Annotated in this window: 18 protein-coding genes and 1 tRNA gene; 10 read left to right on the forward strand and 9 right to left on the reverse strand. The window is 43.7% G+C overall.

Annotation, left to right across the window (positions count from 1 at the left end; genetic code table 11):
• Positions 1-31 precede the first annotated feature (31 nt).
• From F4V45_RS08510 to F4V45_RS08550, 9 genes are all read left to right on the forward strand, one after another.
• A complete protein-coding gene (locus tag F4V45_RS08510; RefSeq protein WP_150337887.1) occupies positions 32-1525 on the forward strand; it encodes an NADH-quinone oxidoreductase subunit N in 1494 nt (497 codons plus the stop codon).
• Positions 1526-3952 carry a DUF7494 domain-containing protein gene (locus F4V45_RS08515; protein ID WP_150337888.1) on the forward strand — a complete coding sequence of 809 codons (2427 nt, stop codon included), beginning with the start codon at positions 1526-1528 and terminating at the stop codon, positions 3950-3952.
• Between the two features lie 84 nt (positions 3953-4036).
• The gene (locus tag F4V45_RS08520; protein WP_150337919.1) at positions 4037-5407 is read left to right on the forward strand and encodes a phosphomannomutase/phosphoglucomutase; all 1371 of its coding nucleotides are present in this window, start codon (positions 4037-4039) and stop codon (positions 5405-5407) included.
• Positions 5408-5540: 133 nt separating this feature from the next.
• Complete coding sequence (locus F4V45_RS08525) at positions 5541-5822, forward strand: HU family DNA-binding protein (protein ID WP_023930753.1); 282 nt, start codon at positions 5541-5543, stop codon at positions 5820-5822.
• Between the two features lie 30 nt (positions 5823-5852).
• A tRNA-Arg gene (locus F4V45_RS08530) sits at positions 5853-5929 on the forward strand.
• 115 nt (positions 5930-6044) lie between these two features.
• Positions 6045-7271, forward strand: a complete 1227-nt coding sequence (locus F4V45_RS09985) for a tetratricopeptide repeat protein (protein ID WP_281292485.1) — start codon at positions 6045-6047, stop codon at positions 7269-7271.
• 23 nt (positions 7272-7294) lie between these two features.
• Positions 7295-8089 (forward strand): phosphatidylserine decarboxylase, encoded by a 795-nt coding sequence (locus tag F4V45_RS08540; RefSeq protein ID WP_150337889.1) that lies wholly within the window; start codon positions 7295-7297, stop codon positions 8087-8089.
• Positions 8086-9018, forward strand: coding sequence for a thiamine-phosphate kinase (locus tag F4V45_RS08545; protein WP_150337890.1), 933 nt, complete (start codon positions 8086-8088; stop codon positions 9016-9018). The genes F4V45_RS08540 and F4V45_RS08545 overlap by 4 nt, the downstream gene beginning before the upstream one ends.
• A 41-nt stretch (positions 9019-9059) precedes the next feature.
• Positions 9060-9596, forward strand: a complete 537-nt coding sequence (locus F4V45_RS08550; RefSeq protein WP_150337891.1) for a hypothetical protein — start codon at positions 9060-9062, stop codon at positions 9594-9596.
• On the opposite strand, the gene F4V45_RS08555 is transcribed toward F4V45_RS08550, so the two are convergent.
• The 6 genes from F4V45_RS08555 to flhA form a co-directional block, all read right to left on the reverse strand.
• On the reverse strand, positions 9597-11099 hold the full coding sequence (locus tag F4V45_RS08555; protein WP_150337892.1) for a hypothetical protein: 1503 nt from the start codon (positions 11097-11099) through the stop codon (positions 9597-9599). It abuts the gene before it with no gap.
• 192 nt (positions 11100-11291) lie between these two features.
• A complete protein-coding gene (locus F4V45_RS08560) occupies positions 11292-13649 on the reverse strand; it encodes a TonB-dependent receptor domain-containing protein (protein ID WP_150337893.1) in 2358 nt (785 codons plus the stop codon).
• A gap of 200 nt (positions 13650-13849) precedes the next feature.
• A complete protein-coding gene (locus F4V45_RS08565) occupies positions 13850-14569 on the reverse strand; it encodes an NYN domain-containing protein (protein ID WP_023930761.1) in 720 nt (239 codons plus the stop codon).
• The gene (locus F4V45_RS08570) at positions 14553-14840 is read right to left on the reverse strand and encodes a hypothetical protein (RefSeq protein WP_023930762.1); all 288 of its coding nucleotides are present in this window, start codon (positions 14838-14840) and stop codon (positions 14553-14555) included. The genes F4V45_RS08565 and F4V45_RS08570 overlap by 17 nt, the downstream gene beginning before the upstream one ends.
• 10 nt (positions 14841-14850) lie before the next feature.
• Positions 14851-15996, reverse strand: coding sequence for a DHH family phosphoesterase (locus F4V45_RS08575; RefSeq protein WP_150337894.1), 1146 nt, complete (start codon positions 15994-15996; stop codon positions 14851-14853).
• Between the two features lie 26 nt (positions 15997-16022).
• Positions 16023-18227, reverse strand: coding sequence for a flagellar biosynthesis protein FlhA (gene flhA / locus F4V45_RS08580; protein ID WP_150337895.1), 2205 nt, complete (start codon positions 18225-18227; stop codon positions 16023-16025).
• A 194-nt stretch (positions 18228-18421) separates the two neighbouring features.
• On the opposite strand from flhA, the gene rpsO reads away from it, so the two are divergent.
• On the forward strand, positions 18422-18697 hold the full coding sequence (rpsO, locus tag F4V45_RS08585; RefSeq protein WP_150337896.1) for a 30S ribosomal protein S15: 276 nt from the start codon (positions 18422-18424) through the stop codon (positions 18695-18697).
• Between the two features lie 154 nt (positions 18698-18851).
• Here rpsO and F4V45_RS08590 read toward each other — a convergent pair whose 3' ends face one another.
• The 3 genes from F4V45_RS08590 to F4V45_RS08600 are packed head-to-tail and all read right to left on the reverse strand — an operon-like array spanning position 18852 to position 21431.
• Positions 18852-19172 carry a hypothetical protein gene (locus tag F4V45_RS08590; protein WP_150337897.1) on the reverse strand — a complete coding sequence of 107 codons (321 nt, stop codon included), beginning with the start codon at positions 19170-19172 and terminating at the stop codon, positions 18852-18854.
• 47 nt (positions 19173-19219) lie between these two features.
• Positions 19220-19894 (reverse strand): glycosyltransferase family 10 domain-containing protein, encoded by a 675-nt coding sequence (locus F4V45_RS08595; protein WP_150337898.1) that lies wholly within the window; start codon positions 19892-19894, stop codon positions 19220-19222.
• Positions 19895-19904: 10 nt separating this feature from the next.
• A complete protein-coding gene (locus F4V45_RS08600; protein WP_150337899.1) occupies positions 19905-21431 on the reverse strand; it encodes a Na+/H+ antiporter NhaC family protein in 1527 nt (508 codons plus the stop codon).
• Positions 21432-22185: the final 754 nt, after the last annotated feature.

Here is a 22185-nt window from a genome sequence, read left to right on the forward strand (position 1 = left end):
AATCCACCCCACTTCTTCTTGGAGAATAGTAATGGATCTTTTACCTCCTTTGGATTTTGCTGAATTGTCATTAAGTGCCATATCACCGAGCCTTGTGCTTATTGCAGGGGCTTTGCTACTGCTACTTGCCAATGTATTTGTGCGGAGTTTTGATGTGGCATTTCGTGGAGTAAATGTCGCGCTATGTGCTGTGTTTTTGGGATTTAGCATAGTTTGCAGCTTGCATCTTGTTTTGGGCACTACATTTTTTTCGCTTATTCACATTAGTGGCATAACAATTCTGTCTCAAGTAACTATGGAGTTTGTCGCACTCGCATTTATTTTACTCTTTTTTACAACGCAGGATAAATGCGAGTATTCTGTTAGGGTGGGGGAGTTTTATCCCTTATACTTGCTAATGATTGCCGGGTTTGACATTATGGTGTCAAGCCAGCATTTGCTTGTGATTTTGCTAGGGCTTGAGATTGGGTCATTGTCGCTGGTCGCGCTGATTGCCTTAAGTGGCAAACCTAGGGCAATAGAAGCTGGTGTGAAGTATTTTGTTTTAGGCGTTCTTGCTAGTGTGTTCTTCATTGTTGGGGTGCTGTGCTGGTATTTTGCTAGTGCGACATTTGATCTCAATGCCCTACAAAATGCGCTTTTTGCTGGGGAGTATATTTCTTTAGCTGCGATTATGATGGGGCTTGTGTTTATGATAGGGGCGATTGGATTTAAAATCTCTGCCGTGCCATTCCACTCGTGGATGCCCGATGTTTATCAAGGATCAAATGCCATTGTCGCTGGGGTTGTGTCCATTATCCCAAAAATCGCCGCCTTTGCTGTGGCTATTAGCGTCTTTAGCGTGTTTATCCGCATTAGTGCTGATTTTGTCTGGGTGCATAATGTGCTTTATGTGCTTGTCGTGCTCTCAATTACACTGCCAAATATCGCTGCTTTGGTGCAAAAAGACATTAAAAGAATGCTTGCTTTTAGTTCTATCGCGCATTCTGGGTTTGTGCTCGCTTGTATTCTTATCAACACGCAAATGAGCCTTAGCGCGCTGTATTTGTATTGGTTTTTGTTTGTGTTTAGTAATGTTGGAGCATTTGGGCTCTTGTGGTTTGTGCGCAACACATCAAATGATACTTATGAGTGCCACCATTTTAGCGGTCTTGTGCGTGCATTGCCCTCTTATGCTCTGCTTGCTGGGGTATTTTTCATCTCGCTTGCTGGGATTCCGCCTTTTGGGCTATTCTTTGGCAAAGTCGCTGTAGTAATGAGCGCATTTAGCGCGGATTATTTATATCTTGGGATCATAATGATGCTTAATAGTGCTATCGCGGTATTCTATTATCTGCGCCCTGTTGTTACGATGTTTTTACTCCCCCCATCACAAAGCACCCTATCTACTGCAGATTTTACTTATAATGCCAATCCTTTGTCTAAAACAATCATTTGGATAATGGGCATTATGTGCTGTATTAGCATTTTTGTAGTGCAGTTTTTGCTTGATTTTATAGAAAAATATGTAATTGGGGCTTACTAATTGGCGAAGCTACTTTTCTCTTGCTGGTTACTAGCGTGTATTGGTGTAAGTGCGTTAGAGATTTCTACGACTTTTGGCAAAGAGGCAGGGGAGGACTTCTCTGTATTGACCTTGCGAAATGACTCTGCCTTTACTTGCAGTGAAGTGCTTGATGCTTATGGCAAAGCACTCTCGATTGAGTGTAAAATCGCGCGCATACCTGATCGAGGCTTCCCGGGGCTAGAGAGCAGCTTTTTCCGTGTTACTTACAAAATGATCGATGGGGATTTTTGGCTCTATGTTTATCCTAAGTATCATCAAAAGCTTTTTGCTATCCCCAAAAACCCTAAAGGGGATTTTAGTATCGATAAATATCCGCATAATGTCTCGCATCTATGGCAGATTGTGGGGTATAAAAAGACTATTCCTTTTCTCTCTCAAGAGAGCTTTAAGCAGGGCTTGCACTTTCCGGTCAAAATCCTTGGGGAGCAAACTCCAACAATCCCTGAGCTAAACACAGACAACAAGCCACTTAAAGCTACGAAAAATAGGGACTTTGAGATTTACTCTCTTGTCAAAAGTGCTATGGCGCGCAAGGACTATATCACTGCTATTACTGACATCAACGAAGCCTTACAGCAGAATCCAAACTCTGTCTTTCGGCGTGATCTTACTTATGATAGGATTATTGCAAGCTCAAAGCTTGATCTTGAAGAGCAAGATGCTTTGATAGAATCAGCCCTAGAGTGGGTGCGCACTTTTGCATCTGATCCCGATGTGCCCGAGATTTTATATATCCTCGCGCAAGCCTACATTAAAGACAATATTCCAAGTGAAGCTGAGTATTATTACAAGCGTATCAATAGCGAGTATCCAGAATCTAAATTTACTCCATTGGCGCAAATGCAGCTTGCCAACCTTGCTAGAACTTATGCCCCCACACAAGCTAGAATCTACTTCCAGCGAGCATTTATCGATGCGAAGGATATTCCAAGTGCGAGTGAGATTGCAATAGAGTGGGCAATTTTTGAGCTCGAGCAGCAAAACACTCCAAATGCCACAGAGCTAATCACAAAAGTGCTCAACAATTACCCCAAGTTTTTCCTTGAAGCAGGAGAGATCACAAAAGAGCTCACCACGGCTCTGCTTGAAGCTGGTGATTATGCTATGGTCGCTACTATTACCCAATATTTAGCCGATAATACACAAGACCTACGCTTCAAAGAGGACAAAATGTTTGCGCTTGGAGATTATTATCAACAGGCAAAAGACTTTGATAAAGCCCACCAAGCAAACCAGCAATATCTCCAAGTATTTGGTGAGGATTATCCAGAGCGTGCCAAAGTCGTGCAAGACAGAGATGATGCGATTTTGTTTGCTGTGCAAGGTGGAGATGAGGAAAAGCTCAAGCACTATATTTATCTCATTGATAAGTATCCTAACACACAAGAAGCTACAAAGGCTAAAGAGCTCACAGCCCAAATACTGCTACAAAAGCATAAATACCAAGAAGTCTTCGCTCTTTATAAAGACGATACATCTAGCCCTTATCGCCAGCAAGCTTTAGACTCTTTGCTAAAGCAAGCTATCGCGCAAAAAGATTGCACTCAAACGACTAGCTACATTATCCAAACTTCTGTGTATAACTTAGATTCTAGTGAAAAGCTCTTCGCCTTTGATTGTGCAGATGCGGCGGGGCTCAACACGGCTGCCAAGCAGATCGCTAGCAATATGGTAGAATCTAGCAAGACACAGGCTGAGCGTTTAGAGTGGCTCTATCGAGTGGCAAACAATCTCTATAAACTTGGGGAATACAAAAACGGCTCACTTGCCGCACGCGATGCATTTAATCTAGCCACTATTCAAAAAAGTCATTATGATATTGTCTTTACACTTTTTGCTATTTTGCAAGCCCTAGAATCTAAAAGTGAAGCTAAGAAGCTTCTGCCGTTTTTGCAGGAGCACTTTGCTAAAGATGAGCGCATACTCCCTGTGTATGCTACGCTTTTAGGCTATGCTATTGATGAAAAAGACACGACAAGCATAGAAGTTTATGCAAGCAAGATTCTAGAGCTACAAAAGGCATTAAAAAGTGATGAATTTACACCTTATGCAGAGTTTGCGCTCGCTGGTGTTTTGCGTGAAATGAAGCACTATGATAGGGCTTTAGCGATTTTGCTGCCACTAGAGTCTGCCACCACGCTTACTAGAGAGGATTCTACACAGCTTCTCTATCACATCGCCAGCTTGTATAATATGCAAAACTCCCCACAAACTGCACTAAAGTATTTTGACAAATGTGCTAAAAGCGAGGGGCAAAATGAGTGGAAGACGCTCTGTGAGCAAGCAAGGGGGCTGCTCCAAGAGCGTGTGCAAGGATCAACTACCAAGGATTCTACACCACAAGAGAGTGAGAGAGAAAAGATAGATTCTAGCCCGGATAGTTAGGTAAAGGGGCGGGGTTGGCAAGTTGGTTTGCTACTTGCGTTTATAATAAACATTTGATTTGTAACTTAAGGAGTTGGTATGGATATGAGCATATTTCGAGAGTATGACATACGCGGGATTTATGAAGAGAATCTAACAAAAGAGAGCGTGTTTGCCATTGGCTTTGGGCTTGGGAGAAGGGTGCTAGAAGCAGGGGAGGGGAGCATCGCCATAGGCTATGATGCACGCACACATTCTCCTATTTTGTATGAGTGGCTAAAAGATGGGTTTTTAGCAAGTGGGGTTGAAGTGTTTTTTATGGGTATGATTCCTACTCCTGTGGCGTATTTTGCAACTTTTCAAACCCAGAATCTAAAAAGCTCTGTGATGATTACAGGTAGCCATAATCCACCGCAATACAATGGCTTCAAAATCACCATCTCGCAAAAGCCTTTCTATGGCGAGCAAATCCAGCACTTAGGCAGAGAAATTGCTAGCAGTAATGTTGTCTATCAATCATCTAGCAAAGCAGCCATAGAGCTTCCTGCATTACAGCAGTATCAAGATTTTTTCATCAAGCATTTTAGCAAGCTTAAAGATTTTCCCTATGAAGTGGTGTTTGATTATGGCAATGGTGTGGGCGCAATTGGCTTAGAGCCGGTGCTAAAAGCTCTAAATATCAAGCATATTAGTCTATTTGAAACCCCTGATGGCACATTCCCCAATCATCACCCAGACCCAAGTGAAGAAAAAAATCTCCTTGATGTAAAAGCTGCGATGAAATCACACCAAATCCCCATAGGCATAGCCTTTGATGGTGATGCTGATAGGGTAGCTTTGATGAGTGAGAATCATCACTATAAAGGCGATGAGATGGCTATTTTGTTTGCTAAAGATATGGCAAAGCATATTGCTAGTCCGGTAGTCATAGGCGAAGTAAAATGCTCGCAAGTGATGTATGATGAGATCAATCGCATTGGTCAAGCTGTGATGTATAAAACTGGGCATAGCAATCTAAAAACAAAGCTCAAAGAGCTCAATGCCCATCTAGCTGCTGAAATGAGCGGGCATTTATTTTTCAATGATAGATATTTCGGCTATGATGATGCGCTCTATGCAGCCCTTAGGGCTTTAGAGCTGTTTATTGAGACAAGTCCTAGTCAAATGGAGTCAATGATCAATGCCCTACCCAAGCTATACTCCACTGATGAAGAAAAGATTCACACAACGGAAGAGAAAAAATTCACACAAATTGCTGCATTACATCAGGCACTACTAAATCCACCTGCAGGCTTCCCGCACATACAAGAGATTATCACCATAGATGGCGTTCGTGTGATATTTGACAATGGTTGGGCTCTTGTGCGTGCGAGTAATACTACGCCCGTGCTTGTAACGCGCTTTGAAGCGACCTCGCAAAAAGATTTAGAGACCTATAAGCAGCAAATGCTTCAGCTTTTAGAAGATCTAGCTTAGTCCTTTATTTGCGCAAGCTTTATTGGCGTTGGTTTGGCAAGGTAAATGATGAAAATGGCGTAAATACTTGATTTTAAGGCACAAAGTAGCTACAATAAGCGCGCTTTAAATTTCATATCTTAAGGAGACACACATGAATAAAGCAGAATTTGTCGATCTTGTAAAAGATGCAGGAAAACTTCCAAGCAAAAAAGATGCAGAAATCGCTGTAAATGCGTTTATCGCGGCAGTAGAAAAAGCACTAAGCAAGAAAAAAAGCGTTGAGCTTGTTGGTTTTGGTAAATTTGAAGCTGTTATGCAAAAGGGTAAATCTGGCAAAGTTCCCGGAAGCAACAAGACATACAAGACAGCTGACAAATATGTGCCAAAATTCAAACCGGGCAAAAGCCTAAAAGATCTCGTAGCGAAAAAATAGTTTTCGCTATCCCCATATTCTATGGGGTTTGTCCCCGTAGCTCAGCAGGATAGAGCGTACGATTCCTAATCGTAAGGTCGTGGGTTCGAATCCCGCCGAGGACACCACCTGCTTTTACTATCTCTTTAAATATTCTTAGTTATTCTCTGTCTTTGTAGTGATATTTTAGGAATGCATTTTGCTTATTTGTTTTGGTAAATAGGACTTTATGGAGTGTTTAGTATGAAAAGGATTGTGGAGAAAAAATGGAGTTTCAATAATCCAGCTTGCCAAACAAAGATCTTTGCTTTTATATTGTTTTGCTGTATGGCTTCTTTATCGCCTGTATTGGCAACAGATGGAGAAGGGCGATTTACTTATGGTCTTGATAGAGATGCCCTAGCACAAAGTGGCGCGCAATACAATGACAACAATCTCCCGCCACCTTCGCAGAATCCAAATCTTGCCAGCAATGCAATCACAAGTGATAATGCGCCGCTAGACCCAAATGACCCTAGTTTTAATACTTCTATCCCGCAAGATTCTGATCTGCTGCCACATCAATACCCGCTAAGCGATAGGCTTACATCGCCAGATATTCCAACCGCTCAATTAAAAGCCGCCATAGATGCGATGAAAAAAAACGATGTAGCGACAGCCTTTGGACTATTTAAAAAGTCCTGTGAGGGTGGGAATCCTTCGGGCTGTTTTGGGCTTGGGACAATGTATGTTACGGGTAAAGGTGTAGATGTCAATCTTCAAAAAGCACAACGATACTATGAGATGGGCTGCTCTGCTGGGGATCCAACTTCTTGCACAAATCTTGCTATGCTCTACAATGAAAAAACCAACGCAAGCAAAGATGATAAAGAGCTAGCCGTGCAGTTTTATATGACTGCTTGCCAAGGCGGCGATGCAATCGCTTGCAATAATCTGGGCTTTATGTATGCCAATGGCGATGGTGTGGGCAAGGATTTTTTCAAGGCTATTCGCTACTATAAGCTTGCCTGCAATGGCGGGAGCAATCTTGGCTGCTATAACCTAGGGCTTATGAGTAATACTAAGAACATTTATGGGAAAAATAAAAGCTCCTTGTCAAAGGGAGATTTGAACTATGTCGCCTGTAATGCCGGAGATATTAAGGGCTGTGCAAATCTGGGGTATATGTATGCTAATGGACTTGAGGGCGTGCCACTAAGCTATGCCTATGCGGCAAAATACTTCAAAATGGCGTGTGATTCTGCTGATGTGAAGAGTTGTAATAATTTAGGAGTGCTTTATCAAAAGGGACTAGGTGTTACGCAAAATACAAGCTATGCCCTTGATCTCTACGCTTATACTTGTAATGCGGGCTTGCAGCAAGGCTGCGATAATTATCGTATCTTAAAGCAAGATTTACAGATCAATCCAAATCCTGTCTATACAACCAAGCCCAAGCCATCAAAGCCAGCACCCTTTTATAAGCGATAGCTAGAATCTAGTAAAGGAGAAATATGAATACAAATGCCATTTCAAGGCTTTTTGGCAAGTTTGCTTCTCATTCGTTCCCGCGGTGGTTTCAGCGCATTATCAATCGTGTGTATGTGCGGATATTTGCCATTGATCTAAGCGACTTTGCACCAGCTGAGTCTTATCCTACACTTAATGCACTTTTTACAAGAAAGCTAGCACATCAAAGAAAAGTAGATTCTAGCAAGGACTCTCTCATCTCTCCAAGTGATAGTCTAATCACAGAGCAAGGCATAGTTGCTAGCAATCTTGCTTTACAAATTAAGGGAATGTCCTATCCTATTGATGAGTTTCTTGGCATACAAGCGGGGGAGGCTGATGGGTTTTCTTATATCAATCTCTATCTCTCCCCTAGTGATTATCACCGCTACCACGCGCCTTGTGATATGGAGATTATAGAGGCTCGGTATTTTGGCGGGGAGCTTTTGCCTGTGAATTTCCCATCATTGCGTAAAAATAGCAATTTGTTTGTCCGCAATGAGCGAGTAGTGCTTGTGGCAAATACCCCACACAACACCAGAATCTACTTTGTAGCAGTAGGTGCGCTTAATGTAGGGAAGATGATATTCCACTTTGACTCTAGGATCAACACCAATGCCACGCCAAATGCGCGAGATATTTACACTTATAATACGCCTATATGTGTGAAAAAGGGCGATGAGCTTGGGCATTTTCAAATGGGCTCTACAATTGTGCTAGTTATGCAAGATAGTAGCCTTGAGTCATCAGTAGATCAAAAGGTGCGCTTTGGAGAGCGGATCGCACACTTTGGCGTATGAATTATGAAGCACTTTTTATAGAAGCACTGCGTAAATCCGGTGTCCTGCTTGGTGTGGGAGATGACGCGGTGCTTTTGCAAGATAGCTCACATCTTCCTAGAATCCAAAGCCCTAAATATAAGCATTTACAAGGATTTTCTAGCAAAGAGTTTGCTAGAGTGCTAGATAGGCATAGAGAGCTTCTTATCGCCACAGATGGATTTTGCGAGCATATACATTTTAAGCGAGAGTGGCTAAGACTTGATGAAATTGCCCATAAGGCTATGCTTGTAAATCTCTCTGATATACTTGCTATGAATGCCACGCCAAAATATGCTCTATTGTCCATCACACTCCCTGCGCTGCACCCCAAAGAAATCACCCAAATCGCTCTAGCTCTAGCAAAAGTCGCTAAGAAGTATGGCATTAAACTTATCGGTGGCGATACGATGAAGGGGCAGAATCTAGCCTTCCATATCACAATGCTTGGAGTGCCAAATGGCAGGATTTTAAAACGCAAGGGGCTAAGGGCGGGGGATTTGGTGTATTGCACAGGGAGGGTTGGGCAGAGTCTCTATGCGCTATCGTGCCTTCTTAAAGGTGGGGAAATAGCGCGATCTAAGCGGTTTGCACGCTTTATATCACCCTGCTTGCGTGGCGAGTTTATCCGCCATATCGCATCTTTTGCTAGGGTAGGGCTTGATGTATCTGATGGAGTCTTGGCAGAGCTACATACACTTAGCGCGCTTAATCATCTGCGCTTTAGCCATATCGCAAAATCTCGCATACCCGCATATAGAAGCGGAGAGGAGTATGAACTGCTCTTTGCCATTGCTGCGCGCGATAAGCACAGGCTTTTGCGCTTAGCCAAAAAGACTAGAACACCACTGGAGTTTGTAGCCAAGGCTTCGCGCACGGGCAAGCTTCCTAGAGCTAGAATCTGGCATTGATATAGGCTATAATGTAGCTAGATTCTAGGCTAAGGGGGCTTATGATGAAAACCAAGATAGTGTGTGTGCTGCTATTGTGTAAGAGTCTCTGCGCACTAGATTTAGAGAGCCAAGCGCGCAATAATTACTTTGGCAATTGGTGGCAGCTTGCGAGTTTTCACATAGGCTCAAGCATTGAGCTAAACACTCCAAGCGGCGGTGCTATGGGGCTAAATATCGGTGCAAGCACAGGGTGGAACTACCTTTTTCATAATGATATAGACATAGGACTTAGGGCAAAATATCTTTATGCTAATACCTCTATCTCCACGCACTCTTTTGGAGCTATGCTCTATGTGCATTCTTGGAAGCAGCCTAATGCTGGGCTTTTTTCTTTCGCGCTAGGTGGTGGTATGATTAGTGCTAATCGTGCTGGGCATAGCGCGCTTGGTGGGTATGTGGAAGTGGGGGTTGCTTTGTTTAAATTCTTCCCCATCAATGGGGACTTACTCTATCGGGCTAGCTTCTATCCCGCGGGCAATGCCCTAGCTATGGCTGAAATGGTGCATGGGATTCAAATTGTGTTTGGGTTTTTATAGCTAGCGCACGCGGTAGATATAGACCCCAAGCGGTGCGTTAAAAATATTGCTACTAGATAGGCTCTTAGCGTATTTTGGCGCATAGTGTAGTAAAAGATACTTTGCAAGACTCTTTAGCCCAACATCATAGAATCCCACATAGCTAGAAGAAAATATCACTTCATAATCCGCACTAAGCCTAGCTAGAATCTGTGGCGTGATGTAGGCTTGTGTATAAGAATCTAGGTATAAGAGATCGCCACTTTTTAGTGAGTCTATAGGAGCAGGATCGGGGCTTGCAAGTGTGAAGTCCTTGCCGTCAAAATAGCGCACAAACCACTCCAAATATCCATAAAACACCCTACCAAGCGGATCGCTCCTCTGTCCTAGCATAACAATATTCGTGCCAGCATTTGCGCGCGTGTAGTCTGCTAGAAATTGTGTAGCTTGTAAGTAGTGTGGTGGCAGAAGTTTAATGCTTGTATAGCGCGAGAGCGCGCTTGGGACATTGACCAAAATATGTGCTAGCACAACGACAATAAGTAGCTTGCGCAAATGGGCGTAATACATCTTTGTATAAAACGCCACAGGCAAAAGTGCCATAACATAGCAAGGGAAAAAGTAATATGGTGTGAAAATCATCAGCACAAAAAAGCTAGCCCCATAGGCTAGGGCAGCTATAAGCAAGGCGTCATAAAAGGCATAGCTTGTGTGTAGGGCTTTTGTGTCATTAGTCTTTAATGCTTGTAGCACTTTTTGCACACGCACCGCTAGGACTGCTGGAGCAAAGAGAAACAAAAATGGGTGATACATTATGGCATTTATCATATCCTTTGCTACTTGCAAGTTTTTTAGCCCAAAGTTGGCATAGGATTTTTGGATATTTGGCACAACAAGCCATAGATACAAGCCCATAAACACACAGGCTATAAGCCCCAAAGCAAGCCCCACAATGACAATAGGTATAGTAGCGTGCTTATTGTGTGCGCCACTCTTATATCCATAGTAGAATCTAAGCCCGATAAATACCGCCAAACTCCCACAGATAAAGATACAATCTGGCTCTTTGTAGAACATACTAGCCCCACCACACACGATACATACTAATGCCCACAGCCCCGCTCGCTTCTGCTTGTGAGCTAGAAAAAATAGCCCCAAAATATACCCACTAAGCCACACTACCTGCACTCTCTCAGGGAAGCAAACCCCCATAAACACAATCACAAAGCCAAGATTGACAAAGCATATAAGCAGAGCCAGCACGCTATAAGAGAGAGGCACAATCTGCATAAGCAGATACAATAGCACGCAAGTAAGCAGAGCAAAAGCCACCACATTTGCAAAAAAGTAGATTCTAGGAGCAGTGAGAATATCGCTTGTGGGGAAAAGGCGCATAAGGAGATTGAGATCCATAAAGGCTAGGGGGTAGAATCTACCTTTGTCAAAGTGATCAATCCCCCAATAAATAGGCTTAGACTCTATGATGTTGAAAAAAATCAGCGCATCATCAAGATTGAAAGACACGCTTGGGTGATAATATATAAGCCCCCCCCCCTATAAGAATTATCACCAGCGCACTAATAGCTGCGAGTGGTTTGGATTGTGTGGCTTTCATAATAGCTACCTTTACTTACAATTATAAAAGGCGCAATGATACCACACCCAACAATCCTCCACAAAGCAAGCTAGGTTCTAGGTAAGAGTGGATAGCTTTTACTAGAAGTCCATTTGCACAGAGATATAATATCTTCTCCCCTCTCGTATATAGTTGTAAGCATTAGCATAGTTGTAGTTTGGCGCGCTAGTAGTGGCATAGCGTTGATAATCCACAAAATCCACATTAAAGAGATTATACACTGCAGCATTGATACGCACATATTTGCTAGGCTTATAGTAGCCACCTAAATGCGTGAGAGTGATTGGCTTATAGTATTCTCCAAGTGTTGCCGCTGCACTCCCTGCAATGCTTGGATTACCGCGATAGATTCCAGCCTTATACTCTTGGCGGATATATGCGCCAAAATACTTACTATCATAGTTGATAGAGGCGTTTAGATTGTGCAATGGGATATTTTGTAGCCTTGTGCCAATGTCGCTAGCATTTTGGGCTTTGGTGATCTCTGTAAGCGTGAAAGTGTAGGCGGCATTTAGTCCTATTGTGCCATAGCCCACACTAATTGGCTTAATAGCAAGCGAAGTCTCCGCGCCATAGCTTATGGCTTCATCGACATTGATATAGCTTGAGCAGGTGTTAGCCCCGCAGGTAAAGCCGTTAATTTGCGTGCCTTGAGCTACGCTTGGGGTAGTAGAGATCCTATCAGTAAAGTTGGTATAAAATCCCGTAATAGAAGCGGAGAAGTAGGGATTATCGCTTAGGGCGGATAATTCATAGTTGATACTGGATTCTGGTTTTAAGTTTGGGTTGCCATAGGTGTGGGTTGATCCTTGTCCGCTTAGATTAGCTACGCCATTGATGAGATTGGGCAGGGCAGGGGTCTTGTAGCCTGTGGATATACCGCCTTTGAAAGCTAGCCAGCCGCGCTTTATGGCATTATAAGAGAGATAGATTCTAGGGCTTGCATTTGCTCCAAAGATGGAGTTGAAGTTCCCCCGTATCCCAGCTGTCAAAAACACTCGATCATACACGCCAAGCTCACCTTCGCCAAATATCGCGCCAATATGCTGGGCTTGTGTCGCGCTTTTGCCCCCTACTTGGAAGATTTTGTCCCTAAAGGTGTTATACCAATACCGCCCGCCAATGCTCGCATTTAGCCCCACAGAATCCCCAAATGCAAAAAATGCATTACTTCTGTGGTCGATTATCACATCTTGACTCTCTAGCTCTCTGCTATCGCCAGCATTAACGCCATTAGCACCATTTGGCGCGGCGGCTTTTGGCACATAGCGGTTAGGATTAGCGGTGAAGTTATACTGCATACTAGAATCTGTGCTAAAGCTCTGGAAGGTAGATTCTAGGCTATCGCGGTAATGCCCCTTATGTGCGGCAACCACATTAAGCCGATAGAAGTCCATCTCACTACCATAGCCATTTGCTGCGCGCTTTTCTTGCTCGCTGCCTTTATCATCGGCTTTGTAAGTGCCTAGGAGTCCTTGAGAGTTGTCATAATTTTGCTGTGAGTAATCAATATCGAGATATGCGGTATTTCTAGCCCTATGTCCTACTGCTACAAGCTCACTCCAGCTAAGCCTACCGCCTAAATTGTAGCTATCAAAGGGGGCTAGTCCTACGATAGTGTTACGCCCTGCGGTAGTTTGGGACTCCTGCCCATTAGTTACAGAAGGATATTTGGCAAGATTTGTGCTAGGGACAAATGCCCTGCTATATTGCCTACCCCTAAGAGATAGCCCCCAATTTTTCGCCTTGCTAATGGGACCTGCTGTGTAGAAGTTGAAGCCTTGCGTATTGCCAAAGGATTTATTCTCTTGGAAAGTATAGTCATAGCCAAAGCTAGCTCCCCATTTATCATACTTCTGCTTGGTGATGATATTGACCACCCCGCCAATGGCATCACTCCCATAGAGCGTAGAGGCAGGACCGCGCACCACTTCTATCCGCTCTATCATAGAAAGCGGGGGCATAAAGCTTGTGGTGGAGTCGCCAAAGCCATTGGGGAAAAGGCTAGAATCTGCATTTACGCGCTTGCCATCAATTAGGATTAGCGTATAGGAGCTTGGCATACCACGGATAGAGATACCATAGCCCCCTGTTTTACTCACGCTAGAATCTATACTAATTCCGGGCACATTAGACAAAGCTTCCGCTAGGTCGCGCACCGGGCGAGAGGCGATGTCTTGGGGCGTTACCACAGAAATCGAAGCTGGGGCTAGCAAATGACTTTGACTAAAAGGAGAAGCGGTAACAACCTGCTCATCTAAAAGCTTTACTTGCGAAGGCTGCTCCTTGCTCTGGTGCGATAGATTCTGCTCGAGAGAGTGGGGCTGGGCTTGTGGCTCTGGCTGAGCTAGAAGCAGCAGCGGGAGAGCTAGGGGAATGCCTAGAATCTTTGCTTTATAGCCAAAGTTGTTTGCTTGGTGATAAGAGAGATGTTTCATTGTGTGCTCCTTGGGTTATCTTGCCATTTACAATATTGCAAATGATTATTAAAAACTCTCGCATAATAGTGAAGCGAAACTAAAATCTACATAAAAAATGAAAATTTTTCTTATTATTAGATTCTAATAGATCTGGTGGGGATTTGATGCTATGTGATAGGTGGAAGTGGGGTAGGGTGGTGCGTGCTAGGGAGCTTAGGCTATTGTCTTTTGATGCGCACTTTCATAATATTCTTACGCTCGCCATCATAGTGTATCTCAAATACGCCATCTTTGCTTTCTTGGCAGATTTGCTTAAAGACATCGCCCCAGCTTTCTTTATTATACGATGAGGCACTTTTGTAGTAGTTTTGCTTTATCCAATTACCAATGGTGGAGACAAGGGCAAATGATTGGGAGTCTTGCGTATTGTCAATAGCTCTGCATAGGAGCTTGATTAGAGCCTTGTTGTTTGCAAGGGTGATGGGCGTATCTAGCTCATCATAGCTATTAAACGCCTGCTTTAGCTCTTCTCGTGCCTTATGACTTCCAAAGCCAATGGCAGGAATCGCCCATCTGCGTATTTCTTGTGCTAAAGAAGCAAAGTCGCTATCACTTGTAGCAAGCGCGAAGCAGTCCATCGTCTGCTGGTAGAGTATGTGCATCACATCAATGGTGAGTCGTATGTCGCTAGCGTTTTTTGCCTTGTGAGTGGAGTCCTTTGCGCTAGATAGAATCTGTATAGGCTCGATAGAGTATTGCAGCAGCACTTCTGCCCAAGGTCCTAGCATTTCCTTGCGCCAGTCTCCATACGCCTTTTTAATGCACACTTCCCCAATCTCATCAAGCCTCTTCATAATCTCGTGGCATAACTTATAGCTAATGTTTTCGCAGTCAATAAAAAGTGCGATTTTCTTCGCTCCGCTAGATTCTATCATCATCTATTCCCTCGCTTGAGCTGGTGTGGAAAGCTTCTGGGTATTTTGCTTGCAGTGTGTGGATAATGGCAATGATCTCTTCTTGCCCATAGGGAGCTTCATCATCAAAATTATCAAGCTCATCGCTATATGCTTGGAGAATCTGCTTAAGCGCAGAGCGTTTAAGCCCAGCAAAATGCAGGGCGACACACAGCATATCAAAAAGCTCTAAGTCATTTTCATTTGCAGAATCCACTTTTGCACTCTTGCTAGATTCTCTATAATGTTTGCTCATTGCAGTCTCCTTAAGTTGTTTTATTGGCAATAAGGCTTTGCACTTGGGCTTTTATCTCATCATAGAAAAAGCTCTCTCTAAAGCCTTCCATTTTACCACCAGCGGCGTTCTTATGCCCCCCACCATTGAAAAGCTCCTTACTCAGCGCGCAGACATCACAGCCCCCATTGGCACGCAGTGAGACATTGCCCCTAGCGTTGATGTCCATATAAAAGTCATATTCTGGATTCTGGCGTAAGAAAAGATTGGCAAGCACGCTAATCCCGCCCATAGAGTAGCTCAAAAACCCCACTTTATCGCGGTAGTGTATGGTGCATTGCTCTTTGAGTGTGCCAAGTAGTGCGGCTTGCTTTGTGCTTGTGATGTGATCCATTGTTTCATTATCTGGGTCGCCTTCAAGTGCACATTTTTTAAGCACAAATATCGCATTATCAAACTCCACTGCGCCTTTTTCTCTCCCTAGATACGACCTAGCAGCTTCAAGCAAGTTAAACTTATACGCTCTATGGGGCTTGTCAAACATAAAGCGATTGAGCTCATTACTCCCAGCAATGAGCCCTAAAGCCACCTTGCCAAACTCAAACCCATAGCCATCTTCGCGCCAAATATCCACAGAGTTTATCATCTCCACCATATCAGCTAGTGGGGCGATGTGCGTGGGTGAGTGGATAGCTTTTAGCATTGTAGATTCTGCTATATCTTCAAATCGCTTGGCTTGAGTGGATTCTAGGGCTTTGGGGTAGAGATCTTGCAGGGTTTCAAAGGTGATTTTTGTCGCGCATTTACTAGAATCTAAATGATACCAATCAAACATTTTCGCGCACTCTTCCCCGCTAATGTGGTGATCAAGCAAGAGCAAGGATACATCTTTTTGCTGGAGTTTGTAGGCATTGACTCGCTCATAGACATATTTTGCTTCACTAGGGGTTAGATTAAGATCGGTAATAAGGATCAAAAAGCTTTGGTGTGTTTTGGTGCGAAATCTCTCTTCAAAGGCAAAATGTGTATCAAGGCGCGTGAAAATACTCTGCAAGCGCACCATAACCTCTCTGCCATAATTGGCATTATAAAACTCTATATCATCAAAAAAGTAGCGCGAGATAAACTGCGCCCCATAGCCATCAAGATCAATATGCGAGAGATGGAAAACTTTCATAATCTATATCCTTATGCTTTACTCTATCAAAAGTTTGGCGAGATTAAGCCTACTTGCTCAAATTTTGCATTTGGGTCAATTTCTGCATAGCTTATAACTGGAATCCTTGCCTTAATATCACGCACTTCTTTCACCATAACGCGCCGTAGCTTGACATCAGTGGCGATGACACCATAGATATTTTTCTCTTTCATCGCTTCTATGGCGTTTTTAAGCCCTAGGGTAAATTGCTCAGACTCTACGGCAGTGAGTGCTAGCACTTGTCCATAGTCTGGGTCATTTTTAATGCGTGCTTTAAGATACTCTTCATCAAGTGGTGAGAATCCTATAATTTTCAGCACACCATCAGAATCTGCAAAAGTCTGTGTGATAACTCTAGCAAGCCTAGCGCGCACCCCTTCAATGATCACATCAAGATCCAAGCCTAGCGCGTGTTTATCGATAGTTGTCTCAAGGATTGTGAGCATATCTCGTATAGGCACTCGCTCTGCAAGTAAGGCTTGTAGCACCATACGGATAATAGATGAGATTTTGCGCGCTTCTTCGATTAGGGCAGGGTAGTCATCGCTCATACGATTTAGTATGCCATTGACTTCATCGCGTGTGATAAACTCCTGTGCGTTGCGCGTTACAAGCTCGCTAATATGCGTAGAAATCACAGAAGATGGGTCAAACACCGTATATCCTGCGATAATGGCATCTTCTTTATCTTTAGCATCAATCCACACTGCATTCATACCAAATGCCGGCTCTTGCACTTCCACACCCTCAATTTTCTTGCCCACAACGCCTGTGTCAAGGGCTAGAAACTTAGTAGGCATAACCATTCCCTCACCGATGACCACGCCCTTTAGCTTGACTTCATAGTTTGGCGATGGGAGCATAAGATTATCGCGGATTCTAATTTGTGGCATTAGGAATCCATAATCATGCGCGATTTTCTTACGCATCGATCGCACGCGCTCAATCAGCAAGCCACCTTGCTTTTGATCCGCTAGCCCAATAAGCTCAAACCCAAGCTCAAGCTCTAAGAAATCAACCTTTAGCGCGTCTTTTAGATTCTGCTCTTCTTCTTTGCGGATCTCTTCTTGCGTTTTTTCTGGCTTGGGGGCAGGGGAGAGATCGGGCTCTGCTTGTGGCTCTTCCAAGCTTGCGGTGAAGTTTGTGTTAAATTTCTTATTTACCCAATCAAGCAAGATAGAAAGCAAGCTTTTTTTATCTTCCCTAGAGAGTAGCCACGCGATAAAGAGCAAGACCGCCCCCACAAATAGCAGCGAGAGAGTAGGAAGCCCGGGGATTGAAGCAAAAAGCAGCAAGATCATACCCACAATGACCAGAGTTTTAGACTGAGAGGTAAGCTGTGAGACGAGATTTTGCGCGAAGCTTTCTTTGGCATTCTCTTGCGCAGCGGTGCGAGTGGCGACAATACCAGTAGCCGTAGCGATGATAAGAGCTGGGATCTGCCCGACAAGCCCATCACCAATGGTAAGGATCGTAAAGGTCTGTGCTGCTTGCGCGAAGCCCATATCATATTGGGTCATACCGATCAAAAATCCGCCAACAATATTGATGATAGTGATGATGATAGAAGCGATCGCATCGCCTTTGACAAACTTGCTCGCCCCATCCATTGAGCCATAAAAATCCGCTTCTTGTGATAATGCGGCTCGGCGAAGCTTGGCTTCTTTCTCATCGATTAGCCCACTATTAAAATCTGCATCAATTGCCATCTGCTTGCCCGGCATCGCATCAAGCGCGAAGCGCGCACGCACTTCTGTAACGCGCGTAGAGCCGTTGGTAACGACAAGCAGATTTACAAGCACCAAAATACTAAAGATAATCACCCCTATGACATAGTTTCCGCTAATGGTAAATTCACCAAATGCAGTGATAATATCGCTCACAGCACTAGGTCCGCGGTAGCCTTCAGTTAGAATCATACGCGTAGTAGCGACATTGAGTGCTAGGCGAAATAGCGTAACAATGAGCAGCAGGGTAGGGAAAGCGGAGAAGTCTGTAGGCTTAGTGATATAAAGCGCGATGAAAATGATTAGGATTGAGAGCATAATGGAAATAGTTAGCAAAAAGTCCAAAACCATCGGCGGTAAAGGGACTATGATAATCACAAGAATACAAAGCAAAAACGCCACAACGGTCAAGTCTTTACTACGCAGCATCGCCTGCACAAATGCGACAAGCTTTTGCAGTGCTGTTTGCCCCTTAGACGCCATATAATGCCTTGTATGTGATGTGTTGTAGGCGCGGATTCTAGCGAGTTTTTTGTAAAAAATAGCTTTGACTTTGGGGACATTGAGTCAAACTTAGCTCGTGTGTAGCTACCATAAATACAGAGATTTAACCTTACTTTTAGATTCTCTTTTATACAATCGCGGCTTTATTTTAACTACCAATCAGGAGGTCATTTATGGCTTTAGATACGGCGAAAAAGCAGCAAATCATCACAGATTTTGCCAGAGATGCAAAGGACACGGGCTCTTCAGAAGTGCAAATCGCGCTCCTTAGCGAGAGAATCTCCACCCTTACAGCACACCTAAAAGCAAACCCTAAGGACCACTCCAGCCGACTAGGGCTACTAAAACTCGTAGGGCGCAGAAAACACCTGCTTAAATACCTAAAGCGCACCAAATACGAGTCCTACACAAAACTCATCGCCACGCTTAATATCAAAGACCGCTCATAAGATATTAGCGATCCTTGCTTCAAGCTCTAGCTCTAAGCTAGAGCATACTCTTTTTGTATGTAACTCTTGCTTATTACCTAATTTGCCTTAGGAACACCCAATGTATATTTTAATTTAGTTATGAAAACTATAATTTTCAAATTTTTATTTCTCTTTATGTATGGCTGCGCTTTTCTTTAAGGCTATCCCAAAATGCGCGTAAAAATTGGCGAAGTTTGCGATATGGAGCTTTTATGCGATCTTCAAGTGCTAGCAAATACATTGCGCGTTTATATCGCTGCTCAACAAAGGACTGCCACATCACTCTCCCCCTCCTAAAGCTTCTCTCATAAGGCTGGCTAAAAATAGCTAGCAAAAATTGCTCAAGCTGCTTTTCAAAAAGCTCAATATGATTAGAATCTAAAAACAAAGGCTCTCGCAGTATTGCAAGCTGCTTTGTCTTATCTGCTTCTATCTCCGCAATATGCTCGATCAAGGATTCTAGGCTAGAGAAGCTATGGGCATTGATAAACGCCTTTGCATTTATGCCCCCCCCCCATCAAATAATGGCTTAGTAGCCAAAGTATCACCCCAATAAATGGGGATAGTTTGCGCTGCTGCTGCTTGGATCAGCTTTTCTGTCAAATAGCCCGGAGTAGAAGAATTCTCAAAGCAGAGAGAGAATCTACACTCGCTTTGGAAGGCAAATTTATCTGCAACACTTCCGCCAATGTTGTTGAGATACCTCCCACCAGAATCCACTCTTTTATACGCATTAAGCGCGTAGAAGACTTGCTCTCTATAAGGATCAGCATTGCCATTGCTTACTACAAAGTTGCAAAAGCGACTTTTACTTGCTAAAAGCTTTTCATCAATATCTTTATGTTTTTGGCTAGCTCTTTTTACATCTTGCTCATAGAAGAGATAAAGCGGATAGCGCAAATAGCGATCTAAGAAGTGCAAATGATCAAAGCCTATGGCATAGTCGCAGATGGTGAAATTAGGCGCGATGTTTTCGCCGGTGATAAAGATCCTTATACAATCATAAGCCAAATGCTCTTCTCCATAGGCAGAGTAAAAGACATATTCTGGATTGACACTATCAAAAATAAGCGTGAAATGCTGCTCCAAAATAGGGCAGACTTTATCTCTTATCCCATCATCACAGCAATCGACAAAATGCACGCGCTTTTCTTGCTTCCACTTTTCCTTACTCATAGCTACTCCCCTAGCTTTGTCTTATTGGCTGCTCTAAAGCATAGCGAGCCTTACACATATATAGCACACCTACAGCCCCGCACACCCCACAAGCCCAGCCAAGCACCACAAGCCCTGTGGCACTAGCGACCCCAAAGCCCACCAACGCCCATAGCGCAGCAAAGCTCACATAAGGAAGCTGCGTTACAAAGTGGCTTTGCGCATTGCACCCTGCCCCAGTGGCTGATAGGATTGTCGTATCAGAAATAGGCGAAGCGTGATCGCCATAGACCGCACCAGCTAGCACGGCTGATAGGCTTAGCAAGTAATCTGCTCCACAAAGCTGCGCCATAGTCGCAGCAATGGGCAGCATAATGGCAAATGTCCCCCAGCTAGTCCCCGTAGCAAAGGCAATGAAGCCAGAAATCACAAAAACCAGCACCGGCAAAATCGCGCCTGCATATTGCGCTAGATTCTCCTGCGCTAGATTTGCTAGATACTGCCCTGTTTGCATATCTTCATTGATAATGGGTCCAATCGCCCACGCACAAATCAAAATCAAAATAGCAGGCATCATCGAGCCAATACCATAGCGAATAATGGGCACGATAGAATCTGTCTCCAAATGCCTTATACACAGAGCCACGCTCACACACAGCGCAAAAAGCCCACCCCAGAAAAGCGCGAAGCCTGTCTGGGTGTTTTGTAGCATTACGATAGGGCTCAAGCTCCCACTTTGTGCATAGCCACTATAAAAAAGCATTGCAGCCACACTACAAATAAGCAAGAAAATAGGTGTAATGAGTAGCCAAATGCTTGAGATAGAGTGCTTATGCCCTGCTTCTGCTAGCTTTACACCGACATTTACGCGTGTGCGCATAGCTGGAAAATAGAGCTGCCAATAAATGCTTAAAAACACCACCAATAACGCCAGCCACGCGTAGTAGTTATGCCAAATGCTTGTAAGTAGTGTCAAAAACGCCCCAGATTCTAGGGCTAAATGCTTAGAATCCAAAATCCCTATGATATACGCACCCCAGCTTGAGATTGGCATGAGAATACAAATAGGCGCAGAGGTGGAGTCGATGATATAGGCTAGTCGCTCGCGTGTAGAGCCATTTGCGTCATTAAGCGACTTGGACATTTGCCCCACACTTAGGGCATTAAAATAATCATCGATAAATATCACAATCCCAGCAATAAATGCGACAAACTCCGAGCCCCTAGGGCTTGTAACTCTCCCTCTAGCCCAAGCGACAAATGCCCCTACCCCACCAGAATATGAGATAAGCTGGCTCAAAATCCCAAGGATAAGGAGAAACCCAAACACATATAGCCCATTAGAAGCTAGCTCTATCTTGCCTCTTTCATCAATGCTATAAAACACCCCAGAAATATGCCCCCACACATAGCTCAAGCTAGCACTAACGCTATCGCTCATCATCACAGCAGCGATCACTATCCCACAAAACAAGCTCAAAGTAACACGCCTTGTGATAAACACAAGCGCGATGACCGATAAAGGCACAACAAGACTAAGCGCAGAATCCGCATACATAAATAATCCTTACAAATAAGCCAAGAAGTCAAAGCCGCAATCCTAGCATAATCAACTTTAAGCCCCCCCTGCCCTACCCTTCAATTCTTCACTCTCCCCCCCTGTCATCGCGAGCCACTTTATCCGCGTGGCAAAGCAAGGCGCAGCCGCAGCTTCTTTAGTAATCCACAAAGCACAACAAGCACAACAAGCACAAGAAACGCAATCTACACAAAGACAAGATAAAACACAAGAATCAAGCAGATTGTAGTAGAGTTTGAGAGAGAGTGTTATAATTACGATGCCCCCAATCGCAAGAAAAGGGGCTATCTCACCAAAAAAGGCTCTGCTATGAAAAACCATAACAGACACCTTAGATTTGCATTGTATCTAAATTTTAAGCTCTTTGGACTTAGATTTAGAATTGATGTCAAACGCTAAGGCGTGGGGGCTATGCCCCCTGCCTTTTGAGTGAGATCACTCTCCCCTAGAATCCACTTTTTGAAAAACGCTTTTTCTTGTCATATTGAGCCTAAGCAAAGTGCAGGCGAAATATCTCTTGTTATTTTTACGATACATTTACAAGCACTACATATTTTTTACACACCCTTTACAAACTTTCGCAAACAATGTGTAAATATTTAGTCCAATTATAAAAAGCCGTTTTTTTTTTTTTTGATTTTGGCTACAATGTGGCTCTCATATTTTGACTATTTTTATCCAAGGAGATACTATGCAAACAGCTTCTAACGCTCATAATACCCATATAATCGGG

Origin of the sequence: Helicobacter canis (assembly GCF_008693005.1) — a bacterium.
Classification (GTDB): Bacteria; Campylobacterota; Campylobacteria; order Campylobacterales; family Helicobacteraceae; genus Helicobacter_B; species Helicobacter_B canis.